A 21,867-nucleotide genomic window follows, 5' to 3' on the forward strand; every position below is an offset into this window, starting at 1 on the left:
GGGTTTAACAGTTTTCATCTGATGTTTAATAGTTAAATACTCTTAGAGGGCCTACCAAGCTCCTTCAACAAACAACTCCACAACATCACAAAAAAAACAGCGAGTATAAAATCTTATACTCGCTGTTAGGTTGAATTATAATTTAGATAATGATTGAGATGACTACTATTGATGCAGTTTCGGAATCATTAAGGTCACTTTAGTACCTACTGTTAGTTCTGATTCTATGGTCAATGTGCCTTTGTGCAATTGTACTATTTTAGAAGCTAACGATAGACCTAGTCCAGTTCCTTTTATCCCGAATGCATTACTAGAACGGTAAAAAGGAAGAAATAGTTTGTCTAGATCCTCTTTTTTTATCCCAATGCCTTTATCTTCTACTATAATAATGATATTGTGGGTATCAGTATCCAGTGTTACTTCTATAGGTGCATTGTGAGAAAACTTGTTGGCATTCAATATAATATTAGAAAGGGCTAGCTCTAATAAGTTGCCGTTGCCATTAAAGAATAGCTCGTGTAAGTCTTCTTCTGTGCTGATGGTCAGGTTTAGGTTTAAGTCTTTTTGAGCTGCTATAAGGTGGTCTATCATCGTCCACCAGAATTCTTCAAAAGCATGTCTATGTAATGGATACACAGAACTGTCTAGTTGTGATAATGCCAATAGATTATTGATCATCTGATCTATGTGTATTGCATCGTTCACTACCCCTTGTAGTACCTTTACGTACTCCTGTTCTGTTCTGCTCTGACGTAGCGCTATCTCAGCATTCCCCATAAGAGAAGCGATAGGCGTTTTTAGCTCATGCGAAGCATGAGACACGAATGCCTGTTGGTTGTCAAAGGATTCTTGTACTCGATTAAAGAGATCATTAATAGTCTCGCTTAACGTACGTATCTCGTCTTTAGACATATCCTGTGTAGGGATGGGCTGAAATAAAGTATTTATATTCTTCTTCGCGAAGTACTTATTAATTCTGGTAATCGGGATTAGAAAATAACCAGCGAATAAACGCGAGAGGAAAAAAGTAATAAGTAAGGCAATCACTAGACTGATCAGCATAACTGTTCTTAACTGTTGTAATGCTGCTACTCCTTTTTCATTAGTTGCTTTAGCCATCACGATAAAGTCCCCAGAATTATCTCTATAGAAAATACCTACCACGTACTCCTGATCAAGTTTAAAGTATATCTTCTTTTTTGCAATAACCTCTTCTAGTGTCTTTTTATCCCATTTTAGATCCCCTTCTTCTATAAAGGTTGGATCTAGATTAATATCATAGATTCTTATTTTCTCTAGAGGTAATGTACGAGGATATTTGCGCAAGACCTCATCGAACTCTGCCTTAGTGAAGTTGTCTTCTGCTAGATAGTTATGGCCTACTGTGAAGGCGCGATCTTCTAATTGTTTAAAGAAGGTATTTTGCCAATGGCTAGATACTACAAAATAGACTGCAATTAGCACTCCCAATAAGAGAATTGCAAATAAGCCAGAGAACTGTAGTGAAAGTCTATTGCGTATTTTCATTATTCTGTTTTTTTGTGAAATAGTCTTTTTGTGAAATAGTGAAACCGTGAAGGTGTGAAATCGTTTTTTTGTGATGTTGTGATGTTGTGAAACTGTTTAGGCTATTGTATCAATCATTAGACTATTACTTCATCTAAGTACATTATGCTCGTAGGGCAATACTGTAAACCGAAAACTGTAAACCGTTAACCGTTAACTGTAATCCAAAAACTATTCATCCTTTAGTATATACCCCATACCGATAACTGTATGTATCAGTTGTGTGTTGTACTCTTTGTCTATTTTGCGTCTCACATAATTTACATACACATCGATGAGGTTCGTCCCTCTATCGAATCCGATACCCCAGACCGCCTCAGCTATCTGTGTTCTCGTTAATACTCTATTCTTATTCACTAAGAAGTATTCTAGTAAGGTATATTCTTTTTGGGTTAAAACGATTTCTTTATTTGCTCTCGTTACTGTCTTTTTATACGTATTCATGATTAGATCCGCAGCTTTATACTCTAGAGTAGGCATAGCCATTGTATTACGACGGGTCAGTGCCTTTATTCTCAGCAATAATTCTTCGAAGTGAAAAGGTTTCGTCAGGTAATCATCTGCCCCCATATTAAATCCTTTGACCTTATCATTTAGCGTAGATAAGGCAGTCAACATGAGGATGGGAATATCTCCTTTGTATTTTTTTATTTGTTGACAGATTTCGAATCCGTTCATATAGGGAAGAATGACATCTAGAATAATCAAATCAAACTCTTGTTCCATCGCTAGTTGTAATCCTATCATCCCATCGTAGGCAAAAGCCACCTGATGTTGGCTCTCCTCTAGACCTTTTCTAATGAAGTTAGATACGCTTACTTCGTCTTCTATTAAAAGTATGTTCATAGCTCTGATTTTATTGCAAAACTAAATCATAAATCAAGCCATTTTTTAGGATTAGAGAAATTTAATGTTAGATGAAGTATATCTATTTTAATAGATTTAGAGCAGAGTAATGTTTATAAAAGTTCTAAATATGAGAATATTAAAAGCAATCTAAAATCTAAAAACAGGACAAATCACAGATGTTAAAAATATTAACATATCAGTGTTTTTTAGTGATTTGAAACACACGGTAAAGCCAATGATAGTAAGGCTTTTGGGAAGGTTGTTTGGGCGTTGTTCGGAAGTTCATTGCAAAGTGTTCGGAAAAAGGGGGTGTTTTCCGAACACCTTCCGAAAAAACCACAACGGAGACCGCATGAATACTCGATTCGTAGTGAATTTATGATGTTAAGAAACTTGTTAAAATTTTAAAAGCTGTGATTTGTGCTTTCTTTTTGGTGAGATGTACCAGACTTTGAATAGAAGAATATTCTCAATAATAGCCATTGAGTCAAAGCCTTTACTGTAGGCAAAGGTAGTAAAAAAATAGATAGGAGAAAAGAGGGTGTAGGAGGAAAAATGAGTAGTGTTAAATTATAGTGCTCAATTTGAATTGTGTAATTCTGATAAGGTTTTTTTAGATAACTTTATTGAAAGATAATAGTGTGAAACGAATAACATTTGGATTTGAATACCCTTAATGCAGCTATGTGAAATGGTTGTTTTATGACTTGTAGTTAATAGATATGAATGTTTATGATTGATAGTAACATGTTAATAAACGATTTTAAGGCGCTTATAGAAGAGCGTTTAACTTATGCTGTGCTCTCAATAATTAGTTTTGAAGAGTATAAGGTTTTGTGTATGCTTTTTTCACAGAATTAGATAGTATTAGAAATAGGGGATTAGAGAAAGTTTGTATAGATCAGTTTTTAAACAGTTATTATAGCTATGTGATGGTAAGCGGTGATGATGATGTGATGTTGGAGAGAAGATTCACTAGTATAATGGAAGAGTTAACAGAGCTCTGTGCATCTCCTTTCTTTTGGAAAACGGATTTCACTATATATATGGAAAAATGGGAAAGTTTTTTTAAAAGTAGTTGGTTTAAAAATGTTTAATGTGTGAGAATAAAAGAACGAATTATGAAATACTTGATTATCTTATTAGTGAGCATATCTCTATTAAGTTGTAAAAATAATAGTAATCGGTTAAAGTCCTCTAAAGAAGAAAAACTAAGTGAACTAGTAATAAAAGACAGTACTTTTAAAAGGGTGTTTGAGAAATCCATAAAAGAGATTGAGTTTGATTTGGTAGATGAGGATGTTAACCAATATATAATTGATTTTCATGTCGATTATGAAAATAGGAGTAATTTAATACTTGCTATTCGAAATTGTCCACCTACAACAGTGATTGATTTAGTGTATTTAAAGCAGTATCAAGGCAAAAAAGTTTATGTATATTATAGTAATTCTTCTAGGGTTAGACAAGCTGTTAGTAGATTTATTGATATAACTGATAAGCCTATTAAGTCAGTAACACTAGAAATACAACCTAGTGAATTTGAATGTATTTACTTAAGAGAGTTTATCGTGCATAATGACTCTTTAATTTCACTTTAAGAGTTAAGAGAATTGGGTATGAGTTAGGTAGTAATAGACTGTCTACTGTAAGGGATGCTACAGGAAATCAAGAGGGTTTTAAGCAAGTCAATACTAGTGGAGCAGATTATGGGTTTGATGACTTCGGTAACCTTACTAGTGATAAGCATAAAAAAATCAGTAAGATTAGGTATAATCACCTAAACTTACCTGTAGAGATTAACTTCGGAAGTGATAAAATAGAGTATCTTTATACAGCTAGTGGAGAGAAGGTAAAGAAGAAAGTCACAGAGAAGGGCGTCGTTACGCTAACGGATTATTTAGATGGATTTCAGTATGTAAAGGGCAAGCTTAGTTTCTTCCCTACAGCAGAGGGATTCTTTAATGCAGAGAAGAGTGCGTATGTATATCAGTACAAAGATCACTTGGGCAATGTGAGACTCTCATATAGTGATGCAAATAAGAATAACGCTATAGAGTCTAATGAGATCATTGAGGAGACGAACTATTATCCTTTTGGGTTAGCCCATAAGGGCTATAATCAGAAGAATGATGGGCTGATGAAGGATTATAAGTATCAGTTTCAAGGACAAGAGATTCAAAAAGAGTTAGGGTTAAATATTTATTTTTTCAGGTTTAGGATGTCAGATCCTTCTATAGGAAGATTTTTAAACATAGATCCTTTATCACCTAAATATTCTCAGAACTCTCCTTATGCTTTTGCTGAAAATAATGTAACAAGTGGAATAGACTTAGAAGGTTTTGAATTATCTTTTAATTTACAAGGAGACAGAGTTACGGTTCAGTATGGTCCTCGAGTTACTGGAGGTGTTAATGGAAACTATACTTCTCAAGAGTTACTAAGTTTAATGACTCAGAGACAGGTAGAGTATGATCGTATGTTTGGTAAAGTAATGGCAAACGACCCAAGGGCATTACCTAAATCTGAGATTAGATTACCAGCTAATAATCTAGATTACGTTAGATATAATGATCCTAGTTTTACTCAGGCTGATTGGGCAGGTCATGGTATGGAGTATGCTGCAAGTGGAATAGGTTTTACTTTAGCTTCTAAAGGGATTATGACAGGGGTAAAGGCATTAATGCCTAAAAAAGTGTAGGGTCTTACCTTCCTTTAGAACGAGGAAGAATAATAGAGCAAATGTTGGGGTAAATCCAGAAAAGGCTAATAATTTCCCTGTAATAGACAAAATAGAAAATGGTGTGGCTACTAGTATAAAGAGTATGGTTCTAACAGGGTATCAAGGAAAGAATGCTGTATATAATACATTGAAAGGATATATAGATAAGTTAGCTAGATTTACAAACGCAAGGCAGGGGACACTTAGTGTTAAAGAGGGAACAAGTTATACTAGTAAAACATTAGAACTTGCTGTTCAAACAGGAAAAGGAAGTACTGATCAATGGGGACAGATTAACCGTGCAATTAAATATGGATTAGATAATGACATTAATATAACAATTAGAGTTATAAGATAATGAAACAATTAGTTGATATAATTCTATTTAAAGATAAGAATAAATATATAGTACATCCTTTTTTGATAGTGAAGGATAGTTTTAATTTTACTATACCTCCATTTACCTCACTTGAAAATCCTAGTATTAGGGTACTTTTAGATACTGTTTTATATACATTGAGTTTTAGCAAGGAAGGAAAAAGACCTGAAGGAGATTTAAAAAAGATGGAACAAGAGTTTCTTGAAGGAATAGGAGTGAAGACAATGGCTAAATTATATAAAAACTCAATACTATTATCTGTATCAGCAAATGATACTGAGATTGTTTTTAGTGCTATGCATAATAAAGGAAGTAGACATGGTTTTATCGGATTAGAAAAAGATGAAAATATTATTATGTCTAAAGATTCTTCTAGAGAGGAGTTAGAGAAAGCACTTGAATTAGCGCTCAGTAGATGTATATGAGTTTTACTCCTTATTCTTATGTGGGTAATTAACTTTTAATAGCTGTAGATTCAGAAGGAAAAAAACAATTATATACAATCGATTAGAATTTAGTGGTTTGTTTAAAATTATTAAGGAGTTGAGAGAAGTTAGGCTCTGATATGGTTTTGACAGGAGCGATAGCTCTAAACTCAGAATCAGAGAAGTATCTACATAATAATAGATAGATAACTTTTCCTTTTTCATCATAATCTATTAATAGTTGCATTGGTCTATCATCAGCCTTAGGCTCATTAATTATTTTGTCCCATTCTTCGTTTCTATTCATTTTATTGTTTTCGGATTTAATATTAATGTTATCAGAATGTTATGTTTTTAGTCAGGAGTGTTTTGATGCCTTTTAATTGATTAATTTTAAGGTAACCAATACAACTACTATGAATGAGTTTTTACGTTATCGATTTCTGATAGATTCAGGAGTTGATGTGCTTTTTAAGCATGAGATAAATGGCTTAAGGCATACTTATAACTTTTCGGATGATTACTTTCGTTTTTTGTTGGTCAGTAGTCATACTGCTTTGATGAGAACTGTTGCTTCAGTGTCTTTCTTTACTTTTACTACTACAGATCATGTATTGTCTATTCAGGAGATGAATGAGGACTCTATCTTCTCTTCGTATATCTTTATTATAGGGAGATGGGATGAGCATACCTTGATAGGAGAATTGTTAATAGGGGAGCATAAAGGGGCTATTGTACTATTAGATGAGAATCAGTACTGTGATATTGATAGTGTAGAAGAACTCTTAGAAGATACAGATTTAGATATAGAATATATCCTACAAGATGATATACAGACATTAACAGCATTATTATCAGAAGAGGTAGGTGTGATTAGTGTATTAGATTATTCTTTTGTAGAATTTTTTGAGAATAGGTTAGTAGGTCTGACAGAGTTGAGATGTTAGGGTTAGAAGTGTCTTTTAATTAAATAATTTGTTTTGTTTCATTTTACCAGAGGTAGTATAGCTAGTTGATGTTATACTACTTTTTTTGTTATTATATATTTGGCAAATGGGTATGTGCTATTTGTATAAATCTCAGCTGATTTTATCTAATTGTGTTTTTTTCGTATTAATTACATGATTTTTGGAAATTAAAATGGGTAATATGGATAAAGAATACAAGTAGGTGTAGTATTTTTCCGTTTCAAGATAGGATATATCATTTTGAGTAAGGTAAGGTTCTAAATGTGGAAATATAGATTTACTTTTGTTATAGAATTTAATTAAGGAAGATGTCGACCAAGAAAGTAAAAGAGGAATCACTGTTTTTAAAACACTATCGATTAATGGTAGTGCCATTAGTTTTTTTACTTTACTTATTCTCTCATTTTTTACTTAATCCTTATGACGCAGATTGGTTCAGAATGGATGTGGAAGAGATGTGGGAGTCAGCCTTTGTTCTTTTTCTATACTGTATGGCCATTACAGAGGTGAGCCTTTGGTTGAGTAGAGCTTTGAACAAGTTTTTGCCTTGGGATAAACAACCAGTGATGCGTGTAGTAGTACAGTTCTTCTTACTACTTATATTTATCTTTACAGTGTATTTTGCTATTAATTTTGTGTATGTCTATCTATCTCCTTACGAGTCTTTTGAGTTAATAGATTTAGAGGCAAAGATAGATTTATGGCAGTCATTAATCATTAGTTTAAATACAGGGATTTTTATCAGTGCTATTCACACAGGTTATTTTTTGATTAATAATTGGAAAAAGTCCATGGTAGATGCTGCAGAGCTTAAATTAAAAGCAGAACAACTAGAACGTATCGCGAGTCAGTCAGAGTTAGAATCACTAAAGATGCAACTAGACCCTCATTTTTTATTTAATAACTTTAGTACATTATCGGAGTTAGTAATAGAAGATCAGGATATCGCTGTGAAGTTTATAGATCACTTATCACTAGTATATCGTTATATGCTATCTAATGTGAGAAAGAACACCATCAGTCTGTCAGAAGAGTTGACTTTCGTAGAATCTTATTTCTACTTAATTAAAGAAAGAATGGGGGCGAAAGTACAGTTAAATATCAATGTGCAAGAGGAGGATAAAAAAAACTTCTATGTGGCACCCATCGCTATACAGTTATTAGTAGAGAATGCTGTGAAGCACAATAGTGCTTCTAAAGAGAGTCCACTAAGAATAGATATTTATGTAGAAGAGGATTATGTTGTGATTCGCAATAATATTCAAGAGTTAGTCGTAACCTTACCTTCTTCTAAAGTAGGGTTGATGAATATTAAAGAACGCTATCGTCTGCTAAGTAAACACAAGGTTCTTATTCAGAAAGCGGATAAAGATTTTGTGGTAAGGTTGCCTTTGTTACTAAATAAGAATGATAAATAATTAGAAATAATAGCTTAAGAAAGAAAATATACATGATGAAAGTTTTGATCGTAGAGGATGAGGTAAGAAATGCTAATAAATTATCTCGTTTATTGCAGGTATTAGATTCTACAATAGAAATCGTAGCTGTAATAGAAAGTGTAAAAGAATGTATAGAATGGTTGCAGCATCATGAGGAACCGTCCTTGATCATGATGGATATTAGATTAGAAGACGGTTTGTGTTTTGAGATATTCGAGCAGATAGAGATAAAAGCACCTGTGATATTTACGACTTCTTATGATGAGTATGCTCTAAAAGCATTTAAGGTGAATAGTATAGACTATATCATGAAGCCTGTAAGGGAAGAAGAGTTAGAGCAGGCATTGAATAAGTTTAAAGCACTTAGAAGTTCTCCTGTATTAAGTGATTCGATTAAAGATATATTAGGTAGCTTACACAAGAAAGAAGCTTTTTACCGCTCTCGTTTTTTGATTCCTTATAAGGATGGTTTTAAGACTGTGAAGGTGGATGAGATTGATTTTATTTATTCAGAATTAAAGATTACACATCTAGTTTTAAAGGATAAAACTACTGTAATCGTAAGTCAGACCTTAGAGGAGTTAGAAGAAGAGCTGTCACCTGAGATATTTTTTAGAGCGAATAGACAACATATCGTGAGTGTAGATAGTATAGAGCATGTACAGAACTACTATAACGGGAAATTAAAAATAGGCTTAGTAAAAGATCCTCAGAGAGAGGTAATCGTAAGCCGTGAGAAGGCACCATTACTTAAAAATTGGTTAAATTCATAAAGCTACATTAGTAGCTTTTTTTGTGTCTATGTGTAAGTATAAGAGATAGTTTATTCAGGTAAGTAAGCCCTTTTGACGCTTCAGGTTCGAATTTTTACGCTTCGAACTAATTCTAGAAGTAGGAGCGGTATAATTTTTGATTTTTGTTGTGTAAAAAGCGTTAGAAATGAATAAAATTTATAGAAGTACGAAAGTTTTGTTTTTAGGAGGCCTATTATTTGGTTTATCTGTATTTTTCGTTAGCTGTAATAAGCAATCAAGTGAAGGAGATGCAGGGCAGCCTTCATTAGAAGTTAGAACAAGTGTAGTAGAGAAGGGTGATGCTCTTGTATTAAAAAAATATACAGCATCGTTAGAAGGAAGGGTGAATGTAGAAGTACGTGCACAAGCTTCGGGTTATATTGATAAGATTCTTGTAGAAGAAGGAAGTTATGTAAAGAAGGGGCAGGCATTAATCTTAATAGACGCTCAACCGTATCAAATACAACTAAATAATGCAAATGCTAGTCTAAAAGCAGCTCAGGCAGCTCTCGTAAATGCTCAATTAGAAAAAGATAAAGTACAGTCTTTATTAGATAATTCTTTTGTATCTCCAATACAGTTAAAAACTGCACAAGCGGTGTTAGATAACGCTAAAGCAAACGTGGCTCAGGCAGAGGCGGCTGTGGCAGAAGCAAAGTTAAACTTAAGCTACTGTACGATTAAGGCTCCTGTAGATGGATTCTTAGGACGTATTACTAAGCGTGTAGGAAACTTAGTGACAGCTGGTGAAGTAGAGGAACTAACTACGATGTCTGATATCTCTCAGATGTTCGCTTATTTCTCATTGACAGAAGCAGACTACTTTAATCTAGTAAAAGAGAATGGTGGTTCAGAGAATGTACTGAAGATGCCTATAGAATTAGAATTAAGTAATGGAGATAAGTATCCTATAAGTGGTAAGGTAGATGTAATCAATGGAGAGTTCGATGCAGGTACTAATTCTATCAGTGTACGTGCAGTATTTGATAATCCAGATCGTTTATTGAGAAATGGAGGGACAGGTATTGTGAACCTTATGGCTACACATAAAGATGCTGTACAAGTACCTATAGCTGCTACTGCAGACTTACAAGATAAGATCTTTGCTTATGTAGTGAATAAAGACAATACAGTTGATCAAAGACAACTTAAAATTATCGGAAAGAACTTGCATACTTATTTTATCGCTGATGGTGTGAAAGAAGGAGAAACCCTTGTAACAACAGGAGTAGATAAACTGCAAGATGGTATGACTGTGACGGTATTATCTGCAGCAAAAAATGCAGGAGGTAATACAAGTACAGAAACTGCTAAAGCAAGCGAGTAAGTAGGCTCAAAGATTCTTTATTTAATTAAAACAAACAGATCAAATGCTTAAAAAGATAATACATAGACCTGTATTAGCTACAGTTATATCTCTTATCATTGTTATATTAGGGGCAGTAGGACTTACACAGTTACCTATGGCACAGTTCCCTGATATTGCACCTCCGAGTGTAACTGTAATGGCTTCTTATCCGGGAGGTAATGCTGAGACAGTATTGAAATCAGTAGTGACTCCTTTAGAAGAGGTAATTAACGGGGTAGAAAATATGACTCATATAGAGTCAACAGCTAGTAATGATGGTACAGCAGCTATCACAGTATTCTTTGATTTAGAAACTGATCCTGATCAGGCGGCAGTAAACGTACAGAACAGGGTAGCTCAGGTGACAGGTATCTTACCTGCTGAGGTATTACAAGCGGGGGTAATCACTCAGAAAGAACAGAGAGGTATGATCATGGTAGTAGACCTTATCAGTGAGGATGCTGCTCTATATGATGAAACCTTCGTACAGAATTATGCTCGTATCAACTTAGTACGTGAGTTAAAACGTATTAAAGGGGTAGGTAACGTACAGCTATTCGGTGAGAAGGATTATGCTATGCGTATATGGCTAGATCCACATAAACTGGCAAATAGAGGATTAACTCCTGCTGATGTAGAGCGTTCTATCCAAAGTCAGAGTATGGAAGTAGCTGCAGGTAACTTAGGTCAGAATGCAGGAGGAGCAGTACAATATACATTGACATACCCAGGTAAATATAATACTCCTGAACAATTCGAGAATATTGTAGTACAGGCAGATAAAAGTGGTAATGTACTTTATTTAAAAGATATCGCACGCATCGAGTTTGGTGCAGTAGCGTATGATGAGGAGAATAAAATCAATGGACAAGAAGCTGTAACAATGGCTGTGTTCCAGACAAAAGGATCTAATGCAAATGAGATTCAAACTCAAGTGTACAAGGTATTAGAAGAATTAACTCCTCAGTTGCCAAAAGGGCTAAAATACAATGTAACGTTCGCTAATAAGACACAGTTAGATGAATCTATAAATCAGGTAAAAACAACATTAATAGAGGCATTCTTATTAGTATTCCTTATTGTTTATATCTTCTTACAAGATTTTAGATCAACTATTATTCCTGCGATAGCAGTACCAGTATCATTAATCGGTACCTTCTTCTTCTTGAATATGTTAGGGTTCTCGATTAATATGTTGACGTTGTTTGCATTAGTACTAGCTATTGGTATTGTAGTGGATGATGCCATTGTAGTAGTAGAGGCAGTACACAGTACGATGGAACTCGAGGGCTTAGATGCCAAAGAGGCAACTACTAAGGCCATGAGTGAAATCTCAGGAGCGATTATCTCGATTACTTTAGTAATGTCAGCAGTATTCTTACCTGTAGGGTTTATGGAAGGACCAGTGGGAGTATTCTATAAGCAATTTGCATATACACTTGCGATAGCGATTATGATTTCTGCTGTAAATGCCTTGACATTGAGCCCTGCTTTATGTGCCTTGTTATTAAAGAATCATCACCATGATTTAGAACATACGGGAGAGGTAAAGAAAGATGGGTTTAAGAGAAGGTTCTTTAGATCGTTTAATGCAGGATTTACAGCATTAACGAATAGATATATAAAAGGAGTACATTTCTTAATCAAAAGAAAAGTATTGAGTTTCTGTATTCTAGTAGGTTCTATAGTAGGAATGGTATTCTTAATGAATACAACTCCTAAAGGGTTTATTCCTAATGAAGATCAGGGATTTGCGATGTTTGCTCTATCATTACCTCCTGGGTCATCTATTGATAGAACAGCACAGGTCTTAAAAGAAGGGGATGAGATCATGAGAAAGAACCCTGCTATTAAGTCTGTAACCACTATTTCAGGATTCAACATTTTAGGTAATGCAGCCAGTCCAGCTTATGGTATGGGATTCATTTCTTTTAAAGCTTTAGAAGAAAGAGGAGAGGTAACTGACATCAATGAGTTGATTGCACAGTTAAATCAAGAATTATCATCATTAAAAGAAGGTGATTTCTATGTGTTTGCTAACCCAACAGTTCCAGGATTTGGAGATTTTGATGGATTAGAGATGGTAGTTCAGGATAGACGTGGTGGAGATATTACAGAGTTTGCAAATGTTGTAAATCAGTTTAATCAAGATCTAAGTGAGACTGATGAAGTGCTAAGTGCCTTCACAATGTTTAAAGCAAACTTCCCAATGTATAAAATCGTAGTAGATCCTGTAAAGGCAAAGATGCACGGAGTGGAAGTAAGTGATATGATGAGTGCAGTACAGTTGTTCTACGGATCAGCACAAGTAAATGACTTTAACCGTTTTGGTAAACAGTTTAAGGTATTTGTACAGGGAGATGCTCAATTTAGAGCAGATGAAGAATCTTTTAAAACTATCTATGTGACAGCTGGTTCGGGAGAGATGATTCCTATTAGTTCTTTAGCGCACTTAGAAAAAGTGTATGGACCACAAGCTATCAGTCGTCATAACTTATTTAACTCTATCGCTGTAAATGGTATTATCAACCCTGGTACAAGTACAGGGGATGCAATGGCGGCAGTAGAGAAAGTAGCGGCAGAGAAGTTACCTTCAGGATATAGTATTGAATGGTTAGGACTGAGTAAAGAAGAGAAGAAATCTGGAGGACAGATGGTGTTTATCTTTGGATTATCTATCTTGTTTATCTACTTTATTCTTTCAGCTCAGTATGAGAGTTATATCTTACCATTAGTAGTATTGTTATCACTACCAGTTGGTATTATGGGAGTATTCTTAGCCATAGGTTCAGTAGGTATTGCTAATAATATTTATGTGCAAGTAGGGCTCATCATGCTGGTCGGACTGCTCGCGAAGAATGCAATTTTGATTGTAGAGTTTGCTGTTCAGAAAAGACAAGGGGGGATGAGTATTGTAGACTCAGCATTAGAAGCTTCGCGTTTACGTCTTCGTCCTATCTTGATGACATCATTTGCTTTCGTAGCAGGTCTAATTCCTTTGATGTTCGTTCAAGGTTCGTCAGCACAAGGTAACCACTCTATTAGTATTGGTACAGCAGGAGGGATGGTATTAGGAGTTATTCTAGGAGTATTCGTTATTCCTTTCCTTTATGTCGCATTCCAGTACTTACAAGAGAAAATTAGTGGTAAGCAACCGGACGTTTCTGAAGTTGTAGAAAACTAAGAGATTAATGGTAGTTCAAAACAAGAAAACAATGAGAAAAATAGTATATATAGCGATTGGTTCGACATTATTAACTGCTTGTAAAGTAGGTAAGAATTATGAAAGACCAACTGTAGACACACCAGAGCAGTTTTATCAAGAGACTGCTTCTGATACTACAGCTAATAATCTAGCGAAGTTGAGTTATTCGGAATTCTTTAAGAACACTGAATTAACGAGTTTGATTGAATCTGCATTAGAGCGTAATGCTGATTTACAAGTTGCTGTTAAAAATATCGAACAAACAAGGTTGTTATTCACTCAGTCAAAAATGGCGCTATTACCACAGTTGACAATGAATGTAGCCGGTAGTAGAACAGAGTCTTCTAAGAATAGCCAATTGGCGGCTAGTGGGGCAGGACGTGTTAATGATGATTTTACAGCAAGCCTTGATTTATCATGGGAGTTAGATATATGGGGGAAGCTTAGAAGGGAGAAGGAAGCTGCATTAGCGACTATGATGCAGACGGAAGAGGTAAAGAGAGCTATCCAAAATAGATTAGTAGCTGAGGTAGCTACTAGTTATATCAACTTACTAATGTTAGACGAACAGCTCGAAATAGCGATAGAAGGTATTGCACTTCGTGAGAGTACATACTTATTAACTAAAAAGATGTTCGAGGTAGGTAACGAGACTATTGTAGCGATGCAACAAGCAGAGGCACAGTGGTTAGAATCAAAAGAATTATTACCTCAGATAGAGCAAGAAATTGCCTTACAAGAAAGTGGATTGAATTTGCTTTTAAATAATTATCCGCAGGCTATATCTCGCTCTGTTACGATTAGTGATTTAAATTTTTCAACAGATTTAAATACAGGAGTACCTGCGGATTTTTTAAGTACTCGTCCAGATGTACAAGTAGCAGAATATGCTTTAAAAGCAGCTAATGCAAAAGTAGGAGCGGCTCAAGGGCAGATGTATCCTAATTTAATAATATCTGCTCAAGGAGGGTTAAATGCATTTGAAAGTTCACAGTGGTTTAAGACACCTGCTTCTTTATTTGGTATGTTTGGTGGTGGTTTAATACAGCCTATATTTAATCAGAAGAAGTTAAGAACAGCTTATGAAATCGCGGTTGTAGAACGAGAAAAAGCAGGTATAGAATTTAAAAATAAAGTTATAGTTGGTTTTACGGATGTACATAATGCATTGGTAAAAATCGATAAACTATCTCAAAAAGAAGAGATGATGCAAAAGCGAGTGAATATTCTAAACACTTCTTTAGCTAATATCAAATTTATGTTTGAGATGGATAAGGCATCTTACTTAGAGGTTATTAATGCACAGAGTTTAGCATTGCAGAGTAGTTTGAGTTTTGCAGAGTTAAAAAGAGATCATTTAGCGTCGCTAGTTGATTTATATAGAGCTTTGGGAGGACATTAGTATACTCTAGTAGATTTTTGATTGAGGATGAAACCAATATTGTTTACAATATTGGTTTTTTTTATTGTAATTTAGATGTTTGGATTGTTTTTTTTCAGTCCTTTGCATCAGTTAGTTATCTTTGTAAGGATAAGAGTGGGTTATGAATAAAAAAAATGTAAAACTTCAGCAGATTATAATGACACTTCTAAGTATTGTATTCTTAGTAGGGGTAGGTTATTATGGAAATAAGGATAAAGGTGAAGAAAAGGAGGTGACTGAATCTAAAACGATTGTAGCCACTGAGGAAGTAATTCAACCTGAAAAAGAAGTAGTCTTAGAAGAGGAAGAGGAGAAAACAGAAGAGGTAAAAGAGGTAGTAGCTCCTACAGTCTTAGTGTTGAATAGTAAATACCATACTTATACAAAAGAGTATACAGCTAAGGTGAAAATGAAATTTAACACACCTGTCAAGGAGTCTATAGAAGGGAAGGTAGTGTCACTTTTTATAAAAGAAGGACAGGCAGTCTCAGAAGGACAGGTAATCTATGAAGTAGAGGTGGGGAGTCTACAGGTCTCTAAGAAAGAGAAAGATAAAGAACAGAGTGAATACAAAGGGCTCAAGAAAGATTTAGAACGTGCAGAGAATAGATTACAAAAATTAGCTAGAAGAGACAGTGTCGCTTTTGTTAAACAACGTGAAGTTGTGGAAGAGTTGCGTAAGAATGTAGTTGAGCTAAGTGATAAAATAAATGCATCAGATACCAAGTATAGTAGATATGCTGTTAAGTCTGAATATAGTGGTGTAGTAAAGAATATCACTGTAAAAGTAGGCGATATATTGACAGCGAATGATAAGCATAGTTTATATACTATAGTGGGCTATGATGTGTTTTTTGAAATACCTACTAGTGATATGGTACAATGGAAACAAGGTATAACAGGACAGAATACCCTTGTAAGCTCATTTGAAACTAAGGAAGGGCAACGCATTCCTATCAAAGTAAATCTTAAGAATGATACAAATATTTTCTTTTTAGATAAATCACCTCAAGTGATAGAAGGTTTAAAACTAAATGGAGAAGGGATTGCAGAGAATAGAGTGGTGATTTCGTTAGTGTATAAAGATGTTATAGAGATACCTTATTCTGCTATAAGTTTAACTAGTGAAGGTAAACAGTTCATAACGATTAAGGGTGAGAATGGTGTGGAAAGTAAGAAGGAAATAGTTCCTATCAGAAAATATACTTCGTATGCTTTAGTTAATGATCCTGCCCTAGAAGGTGTGTCTATTGAGAATAAAAGTAATTAATTAGATAAGTTTTTTTATGTATAAACAAGCCCTTATAGATATCCTATAAGGGCTTGTTGTTTTCAGTAAATTAACGTTGGAATAGATAATTAATAAATCGTTAATGTTGGTTTGATTGGTAATTTTAGTAATTGTGTGTGGATTTGTTGAATTAAAGTATGTTTATTTAGATATATGGTTTTTTATTGATTCTATTTTCGTTTATTTTATATCTATTTTAAAATATAGTAATTTGTTTATTAATAATATTAACTAAACATTGACTTGATAGGTTGATACTAAGTTTGCTAGCAAAACTATTCAATGTTATTATTATGAAATTAAAGTACTTATTTTTCTTATTTGCAATTTGTTTTGCAATACCAATACAAGGACAAAATAATAGTGTTAAAAAAGGAATTGTGTCAGGAAGAGTAATAGACTCTGGTGATAAGAGTTCATTACCAGGTGCAGCTGTTTTATTAGATAATGGCAAGCAATATACGGTAAGTAACAATAATGGGTATTATGAATTTTTAAATATTCCAGAAGGGAAATATGTCTTATCAGTAAGTTATATTGGCTATACTTCAGTAGAACAAGAAGTAGAAGTGAGTTCAGGACATAATAAAGTTATTAATTTAAGTCTTTCAACAGATGTAGAAACCTTAGAAGGTATTGTAGTAATAGGAGAACGTTTAAAAGGACAAGCTAAAGCATTAAATCAACAGATGAATAATGCTAATGTTACTAATGTTATTTCAGCAGACCAAGTAGGGCGTTTCCCTGATTCTAATATTGGTGATGCTCTAAAACGTGTACCAGGAATCACAATGCAAAATGATCAAGGAGAAGCTCGTAATATAGTTATCCGTGGTTTAGCTCCTAGTTTAAATTCTGTTACATTAAATGGGGACCGAATTCCTTCAGCAGAAGGAGATAATAGAAATGTTCAGATGGATTTAATTCCTGCGGATATGATATCTTCTATAGAAGTAAATAAAACCTTAACACCTGATATGGATGCTGATGCCATAGGAGGATCTGTTGATTTGATTACTCGTGCTTCACCTTATGGAGAGCGTATTTCGGCAACTCTAGCAGGTGGACTTAACCCTATAAGAGACAAAGGAAATTATATAGGAAGTTTTGTGTATGGTAATCGTTTTTTAGATTCTAAATTCGGAATGATCTTAAGTGGTTCTTATAATAGTAATAATTTTGGATCAGATAATGTGGAGGGAGTATGGAGTAAGGATAAGTATGACAATATTTATATGAGCGAATATGACATTCGTAAGTACGATGTACAACGTGTTCGTCGTAGTTTCTCAGGTGCTTTTGATTATAAGATTAATGATAATCATACTATCTATGCTAGTGCAATGTATAACTGGAGAGATGACAGAGAGAATCGTTATCGTGTGCGTTACAGAGGTATTAAGCCAGAGTATGATCAAGACAACAATATCACTGGGTTTACAGGCGATATAAGAAGAGAAACAAAGGGAGGACTTGATAATAATAGAAATAAAAACACTCGTTTAGAAGATCAAAGAATCCAGAATTATGCATTAAGTGGAACGCATTTATGGTCTAGTAATTTAGATATGGATTGGTCTGTTAACTATTCACGTGCATCAGAAGATCGTCCAGGAGAACGTTATATAGATTTTCAAAATAAGAAAGTTGCAATGCAAGAAGATTTAACTAATGGAAAATATCCACTAGTAACTGCATTAGGAGATCGACCAGATAATTTTTCATTGAGAAAGTTATCAGAAAATGATAATTTCACAAAGGATAGTGAGTTTGGTGCTAAATTGAATTTTCGAGTTCCTTTTTCTGTTATTGAAGATCAAAAAGGACGTCTAAGATTCGGAGGTCGTCTTCGACTAAAAGATAAAAAGAGAGAGAATATGTTCTATGAGTTCTCTCCAATAGGAACGAATACCATTGGCAATTTAGCTACTGTACCTGGTAGTTATTATGATGGATCTGGTTTTCAACCAGGTAGTAAATATGTTCCAGGACATTTTGCTTCAAATCAATATTTAGGAGGATTAGATTTATACAATTCTAATTTATTTAAGAAGGAGGCAGTGCCAGGAGAATATTTAGCTTTAAACTATAAAGCTAAAGAAAATATATATGCAGGATATATTCGTTGGGATCAAGACTTCAATGAGAAATTATCTATGATATTGGGAGCTCGAATTGAACATACAAGTATAGATTATACAGGTAATCATATTGTAGATGAAAGCGACTTAATAGGAGAGGTTAGTAATACAAATAATTATACTAATGTATTGCCTAGTGTTACTTTTAAATATCAGACAGATTCAGATTGGATTTATAGAGCAGCCTTTACGACTGCTTTAGCTAGACCTGACTATTATGCCTTAGCTCCATATATTAATGTGGTATCTCAAGATAATATGGTATCTGCAGGTAATCCAGACTTAAAGGCAACTTATGCTTATAACTTTGATTTAATGGCAGAAAAATATTTTCAATCTGTAGGAATGTTTTCTGCTGGTGTTTTTTATAAGAACTTAAAAGATTTTATCTATAACTATAGATCTGATTCTTTTACACATGAGAACTTTAACGAGTTGTTTCCCGGACAAGTTAATCCTATTCAATCAGAGGACAAATGGAAGTTTATGCAACAAAGAAATGGAGACCAAGTAAACTTGTTTGGAGTAGAGGTGGCTTTTCAAAGACAATTTGATTTTATACCTGGTAAATTTTGGAAAGGTCTAGGAGTCTATGTGAATTATACTTATACATATACAGAAGCTAAGGGAATAGCTAATGAAGATGGAGAGATAAGAAAAAACATGGAGTTACCTGGTGCAGCGCCGCATATGTTTAATGGTTCGTTGTCTTGGGAGAATGATCGTTTCTCAGCCCGTGTATCATTAAATTACTCTTCAGATTATTTAGATGCATTAGGAGGAAATAGTTTTGAAGATAGTTATTATGATAAACAATTATTCTTGGATGCAAATGCTTCGTATAAAATAACTTCATATTTACGTGTGTTTGCTGAAGCAAATAACTTGACTAATCAACCCCTAAGATATTATCAAGGAGTGAGTCATAGAGTAAAACAAATGGAGTATTACCAACCTAAATTTACTTTAGGACTTAAGTTTGATTTCTAATAAATAAATATCTATAGAAATTAGGGCGAAGAATATTCGCCCTAGTTTTATTATACAATCTATCATGAAAAAAATAATATATAGTTTATTATTAGCAGTTTGTACTGCTACAATACAAGCACAGACTCCTTTTGAATATGAAAAAAGTACGGGGTATACAGGAAGTAATATTCCAAGTTTAACTCACAAAGAGAATAGTTTTAACTTTATTGTCATGGGAGATTTTGGACGTGTAGGGGATTATTACCAGAAAGATGTGGCTAGAGAAATGGGAAATGCAATGGTAGTATTAGATGGTGAATTTGTAGTATCAGTAGGTGATAATTTTTACCCAAATGGAGTTGCTAGCACAAGCGATTATCATTGGATATCTTCGTTTGAGAGTATATATACTAATCCATCTTTATATGCTGATTGGTATGTAGCTTTGGGAAATCATGATTATTTAGGTAATGTTCAAGCACAAATAGATTATACTAATATTAGTAGACGTTGGAATATGCCAGACCGTTATTATAGTAAAGAGTTTAAATTAGATAATGGTGAGAAGGTATTGTTAGTAGTAATGGATACAAATCCATTTATAGAAAGTTATCACAAGAGAAGTAAATACGGTGATTTACGACAACAAGACACCGAACAACAAATGAAATGGCTTGAAGAAACTTTAGGTAAAGAAGATGATACTATAAAATGGAAGATTGTAGTAGGACATCATCCAATGTACAGTGGAGGAAAGCGTAAAGAAAATAAAGATACACAAGGTTTTGCTTTAAAGTTTGCGGATTTTTTTGATAGACATAAAGTAGATGCTTATATATGTGGACATGAACATGACCTGCAAATTATCAAGCCTAAACATCGTTATACCACACAATTTCTTTCTGGTGCAGCGAGTGAAGTTCGAGCTTCTGGAGATATGGAGCATACCATTTTTGCCGCTGCAGAACCAGGTTTTATGACTTTCACTATTTTAGATAATGAATTAATAGTTCAGGTAGTTCAAGCAGGTAAGAAAGAAGCAAAGGTTTTATTTACACATCAAATAAAAAAGTAGAAATAATGAAATATAGATTTTTATACTCTTTAGCGGTCTTAGGATTATTGAGTAGTTGTAAAGATAAGTTAGCTCCTATAGCCCCAGATGCTATTCAGCCAACAATTGTTACAGAGCAAACAGTTTTTGATACAGATGATCCTGCTATTTGGATTAATCCAATAGATCAATCTAAAAGCTTAATTATAGGAACAGACAAAGAAGATGGAGGAGGAGTATATGCATATGACTTACAAGGTAAAATCGTACATAAGTTTATTGATATGGCACGTCCAAATAATGTTGATATTGCTTATGGTTTTTTGTATAAAGATATGGTGATTGATATTGCTGTTGTTACAGAGAGAAATGCAAATGCAATAAGAATTTTTAAATTGCCAGAGTTAACGCCAATTGATCAAGGTGGTTTAAAAGTTTTTGAAGGAGAAGTAGAGGATGGGTATAATGAACCAATGGGAATCGCTTTATATGAAAAGAAAGAGGATGATAATAAGCAAATCTATGCTATTGTAGGACGTAAAAGTGGCCCTTCTAATGAGTATTTATGGCAATATGCTCTGCAAGCGAATAAGGAAGGTCAGATAAATTTGGTGTTAAAAAGAAAGTTTGGTGTTTATAGCGGAAAAAAAGAAATAGAAGCTATTGCAGTAGACCAGGAGCTAGGTTACGTCTATTACTCTGATGAAACAGCAGGATTGCGCAAATACTATGCTGATCCAGAAAAAGGAAATGAAGAGTTGGCTTTCTTTGTTAAAGGTGATGCTAAGAGAGATCATGAAGGAATAGCTATTTATAAAAAAGATGCTAATTCGGGGTATATTATTGTTTCAGATCAACAAGATAATTCAATTTTAATTTATCCTAGGGAAGGTGAACAGGGAAACCCTCATGAACACAGATTAATTGCTAAGATACCTGTTTCTGCAATTGAATGTGATGGCTTAGAGGTAACTTCTTTAGGGGTGAGTAATATTTTTAATCAAGGTATGCTGGTAATGATGAGTAACGGTAAAGTATTTCATTATTATGATTGGAAAGATATTCAAGAGAGAATAAATAAAGTAAGTAAAAAAGAAACTAATTAAGTATAAAATTGAAAAACTCGTTTTAGTAAGGGATTTTCAATGCTGCTTTGAATACAACAAAAACGTCAGCTTATTTATGTTAGGCTGACGTTTTTTTATTCAGTTAAATTTATTCATAATAAAGGGATCAACGTTAAAAGTTGGGGAGGAAAGTGTAAAATAATATCTTTGTGCTATGATGGATA

The 21,867-nt window shown here is 34.0% G+C and carries 16 protein-coding genes and 1 pseudogene; 14 read left to right on the forward strand and 3 right to left on the reverse strand.

The genetic code is table 11. The annotated features are described in order from the left end of the window. Positions 1–165 precede the first annotated feature (165 nt). Complete coding sequence (locus MODO_RS16530) at positions 166–1,527, reverse strand: sensor histidine kinase (protein WP_006259370.1); 1,362 nt, start codon at positions 1,525–1,527, stop codon at positions 166–168. A 210-nt stretch (positions 1,528–1,737) separates the two neighbouring features. Beyond that, complete coding sequence (locus MODO_RS16535) at positions 1,738–2,412, reverse strand: response regulator transcription factor (RefSeq protein WP_006259369.1); 675 nt, start codon at positions 2,410–2,412, stop codon at positions 1,738–1,740. A gap of 1,124 nt (positions 2,413–3,536) precedes the next feature. Here MODO_RS16535 and MODO_RS16545 point away from each other — a divergent pair. From MODO_RS16545 to MODO_RS16560, 4 genes and pseudogenes are all read left to right on the forward strand, one after another. After that, positions 3,537–4,016: a hypothetical protein gene (locus tag MODO_RS16545; protein WP_006259367.1), complete on the forward strand. Its 480-nt coding sequence runs from the start codon at positions 3,537–3,539 to the stop codon at positions 4,014–4,016. A gap of 413 nt (positions 4,017–4,429) precedes the next feature. Beyond that, on the forward strand, positions 4,430–5,116 hold the full coding sequence (locus MODO_RS16550) for an RHS repeat domain-containing protein (protein WP_230456714.1): 687 nt from the start codon (positions 4,430–4,432) through the stop codon (positions 5,114–5,116). 64 nt (positions 5,117–5,180) lie between these two features. Then, positions 5,181–5,495 (forward strand): annotated as a pseudogene (locus MODO_RS16555) (endonuclease toxin domain-containing protein); the annotation flags it as partial. Further along, entirely contained in the window at positions 5,495–5,941 is a 447-nt protein-coding gene (locus MODO_RS16560; protein WP_006259364.1) for a contact-dependent growth inhibition system immunity protein, read from the forward strand. The pseudogene MODO_RS16555 and the gene MODO_RS16560, both read left to right, overlap by 1 nt. A gap of 82 nt (positions 5,942–6,023) precedes the next feature. On the opposite strand, the gene MODO_RS16565 is transcribed toward MODO_RS16560, so the two are convergent. After that, complete coding sequence (locus MODO_RS16565) at positions 6,024–6,248, reverse strand: hypothetical protein (protein WP_006259363.1); 225 nt, start codon at positions 6,246–6,248, stop codon at positions 6,024–6,026. 109 nt (positions 6,249–6,357) lie between these two features. Here MODO_RS16565 and MODO_RS16570 point away from each other — a divergent pair, with 109 nt between their 5' ends. From MODO_RS16570 to MODO_RS16615, 10 genes are all read left to right on the forward strand, one after another. Beyond that, positions 6,358–6,888 carry a hypothetical protein gene (locus MODO_RS16570; protein ID WP_006259362.1) on the forward strand — a complete coding sequence of 177 codons (531 nt, stop codon included), beginning with the start codon at positions 6,358–6,360 and terminating at the stop codon, positions 6,886–6,888. Between the two features lie 329 nt (positions 6,889–7,217). Next, entirely contained in the window at positions 7,218–8,327 is a 1,110-nt protein-coding gene (locus tag MODO_RS16575) for a sensor histidine kinase (protein WP_006259361.1), read from the forward strand. Between the two features lie 32 nt (positions 8,328–8,359). Further along, positions 8,360–9,121 carry a LytR/AlgR family response regulator transcription factor gene (locus tag MODO_RS16580; RefSeq protein ID WP_006259360.1) on the forward strand — a complete coding sequence of 254 codons (762 nt, stop codon included), beginning with the start codon at positions 8,360–8,362 and terminating at the stop codon, positions 9,119–9,121. Between the two features lie 166 nt (positions 9,122–9,287). Next, on the forward strand, positions 9,288–10,469 hold the full coding sequence (locus tag MODO_RS16585; RefSeq protein ID WP_006259359.1) for an efflux RND transporter periplasmic adaptor subunit: 1,182 nt from the start codon (positions 9,288–9,290) through the stop codon (positions 10,467–10,469). 43 nt (positions 10,470–10,512) lie between these two features. Then, on the forward strand, positions 10,513–13,674 hold the full coding sequence (locus tag MODO_RS16590) for an efflux RND transporter permease subunit (RefSeq protein WP_006259358.1): 3,162 nt from the start codon (positions 10,513–10,515) through the stop codon (positions 13,672–13,674). A gap of 7 nt (positions 13,675–13,681) precedes the next feature. Next, positions 13,682–15,097, forward strand: coding sequence for an efflux transporter outer membrane subunit (locus tag MODO_RS16595; protein ID WP_006259357.1), 1,416 nt, complete (start codon positions 13,682–13,684; stop codon positions 15,095–15,097). A 142-nt stretch (positions 15,098–15,239) separates the two neighbouring features. Beyond that, positions 15,240–16,388 carry an efflux RND transporter periplasmic adaptor subunit gene (locus tag MODO_RS16600; RefSeq protein WP_006259356.1) on the forward strand — a complete coding sequence of 383 codons (1,149 nt, stop codon included), beginning with the start codon at positions 15,240–15,242 and terminating at the stop codon, positions 16,386–16,388. A gap of 314 nt (positions 16,389–16,702) precedes the next feature. Beyond that, positions 16,703–19,540 (forward strand): TonB-dependent receptor, encoded by a 2,838-nt coding sequence (locus tag MODO_RS16605; protein WP_036471185.1) that lies wholly within the window; start codon positions 16,703–16,705, stop codon positions 19,538–19,540. Between the two features lie 64 nt (positions 19,541–19,604). After that, positions 19,605–20,597 carry a metallophosphoesterase gene (locus MODO_RS16610; RefSeq protein WP_006259354.1) on the forward strand — a complete coding sequence of 331 codons (993 nt, stop codon included), beginning with the start codon at positions 19,605–19,607 and terminating at the stop codon, positions 20,595–20,597. Positions 20,598–20,602: 5 nt separating this feature from the next. Then, a complete protein-coding gene (locus MODO_RS16615; protein ID WP_006259353.1) occupies positions 20,603–21,682 on the forward strand; it encodes a phytase in 1,080 nt (359 codons plus the stop codon). Positions 21,683–21,867 lie beyond the last annotated feature (185 nt).

The organism is Myroides odoratimimus, assembly GCF_001485415.1.
Classification (GTDB): domain Bacteria; phylum Bacteroidota; class Bacteroidia; order Flavobacteriales; family Flavobacteriaceae; genus Flavobacterium; species Flavobacterium odoratimimum.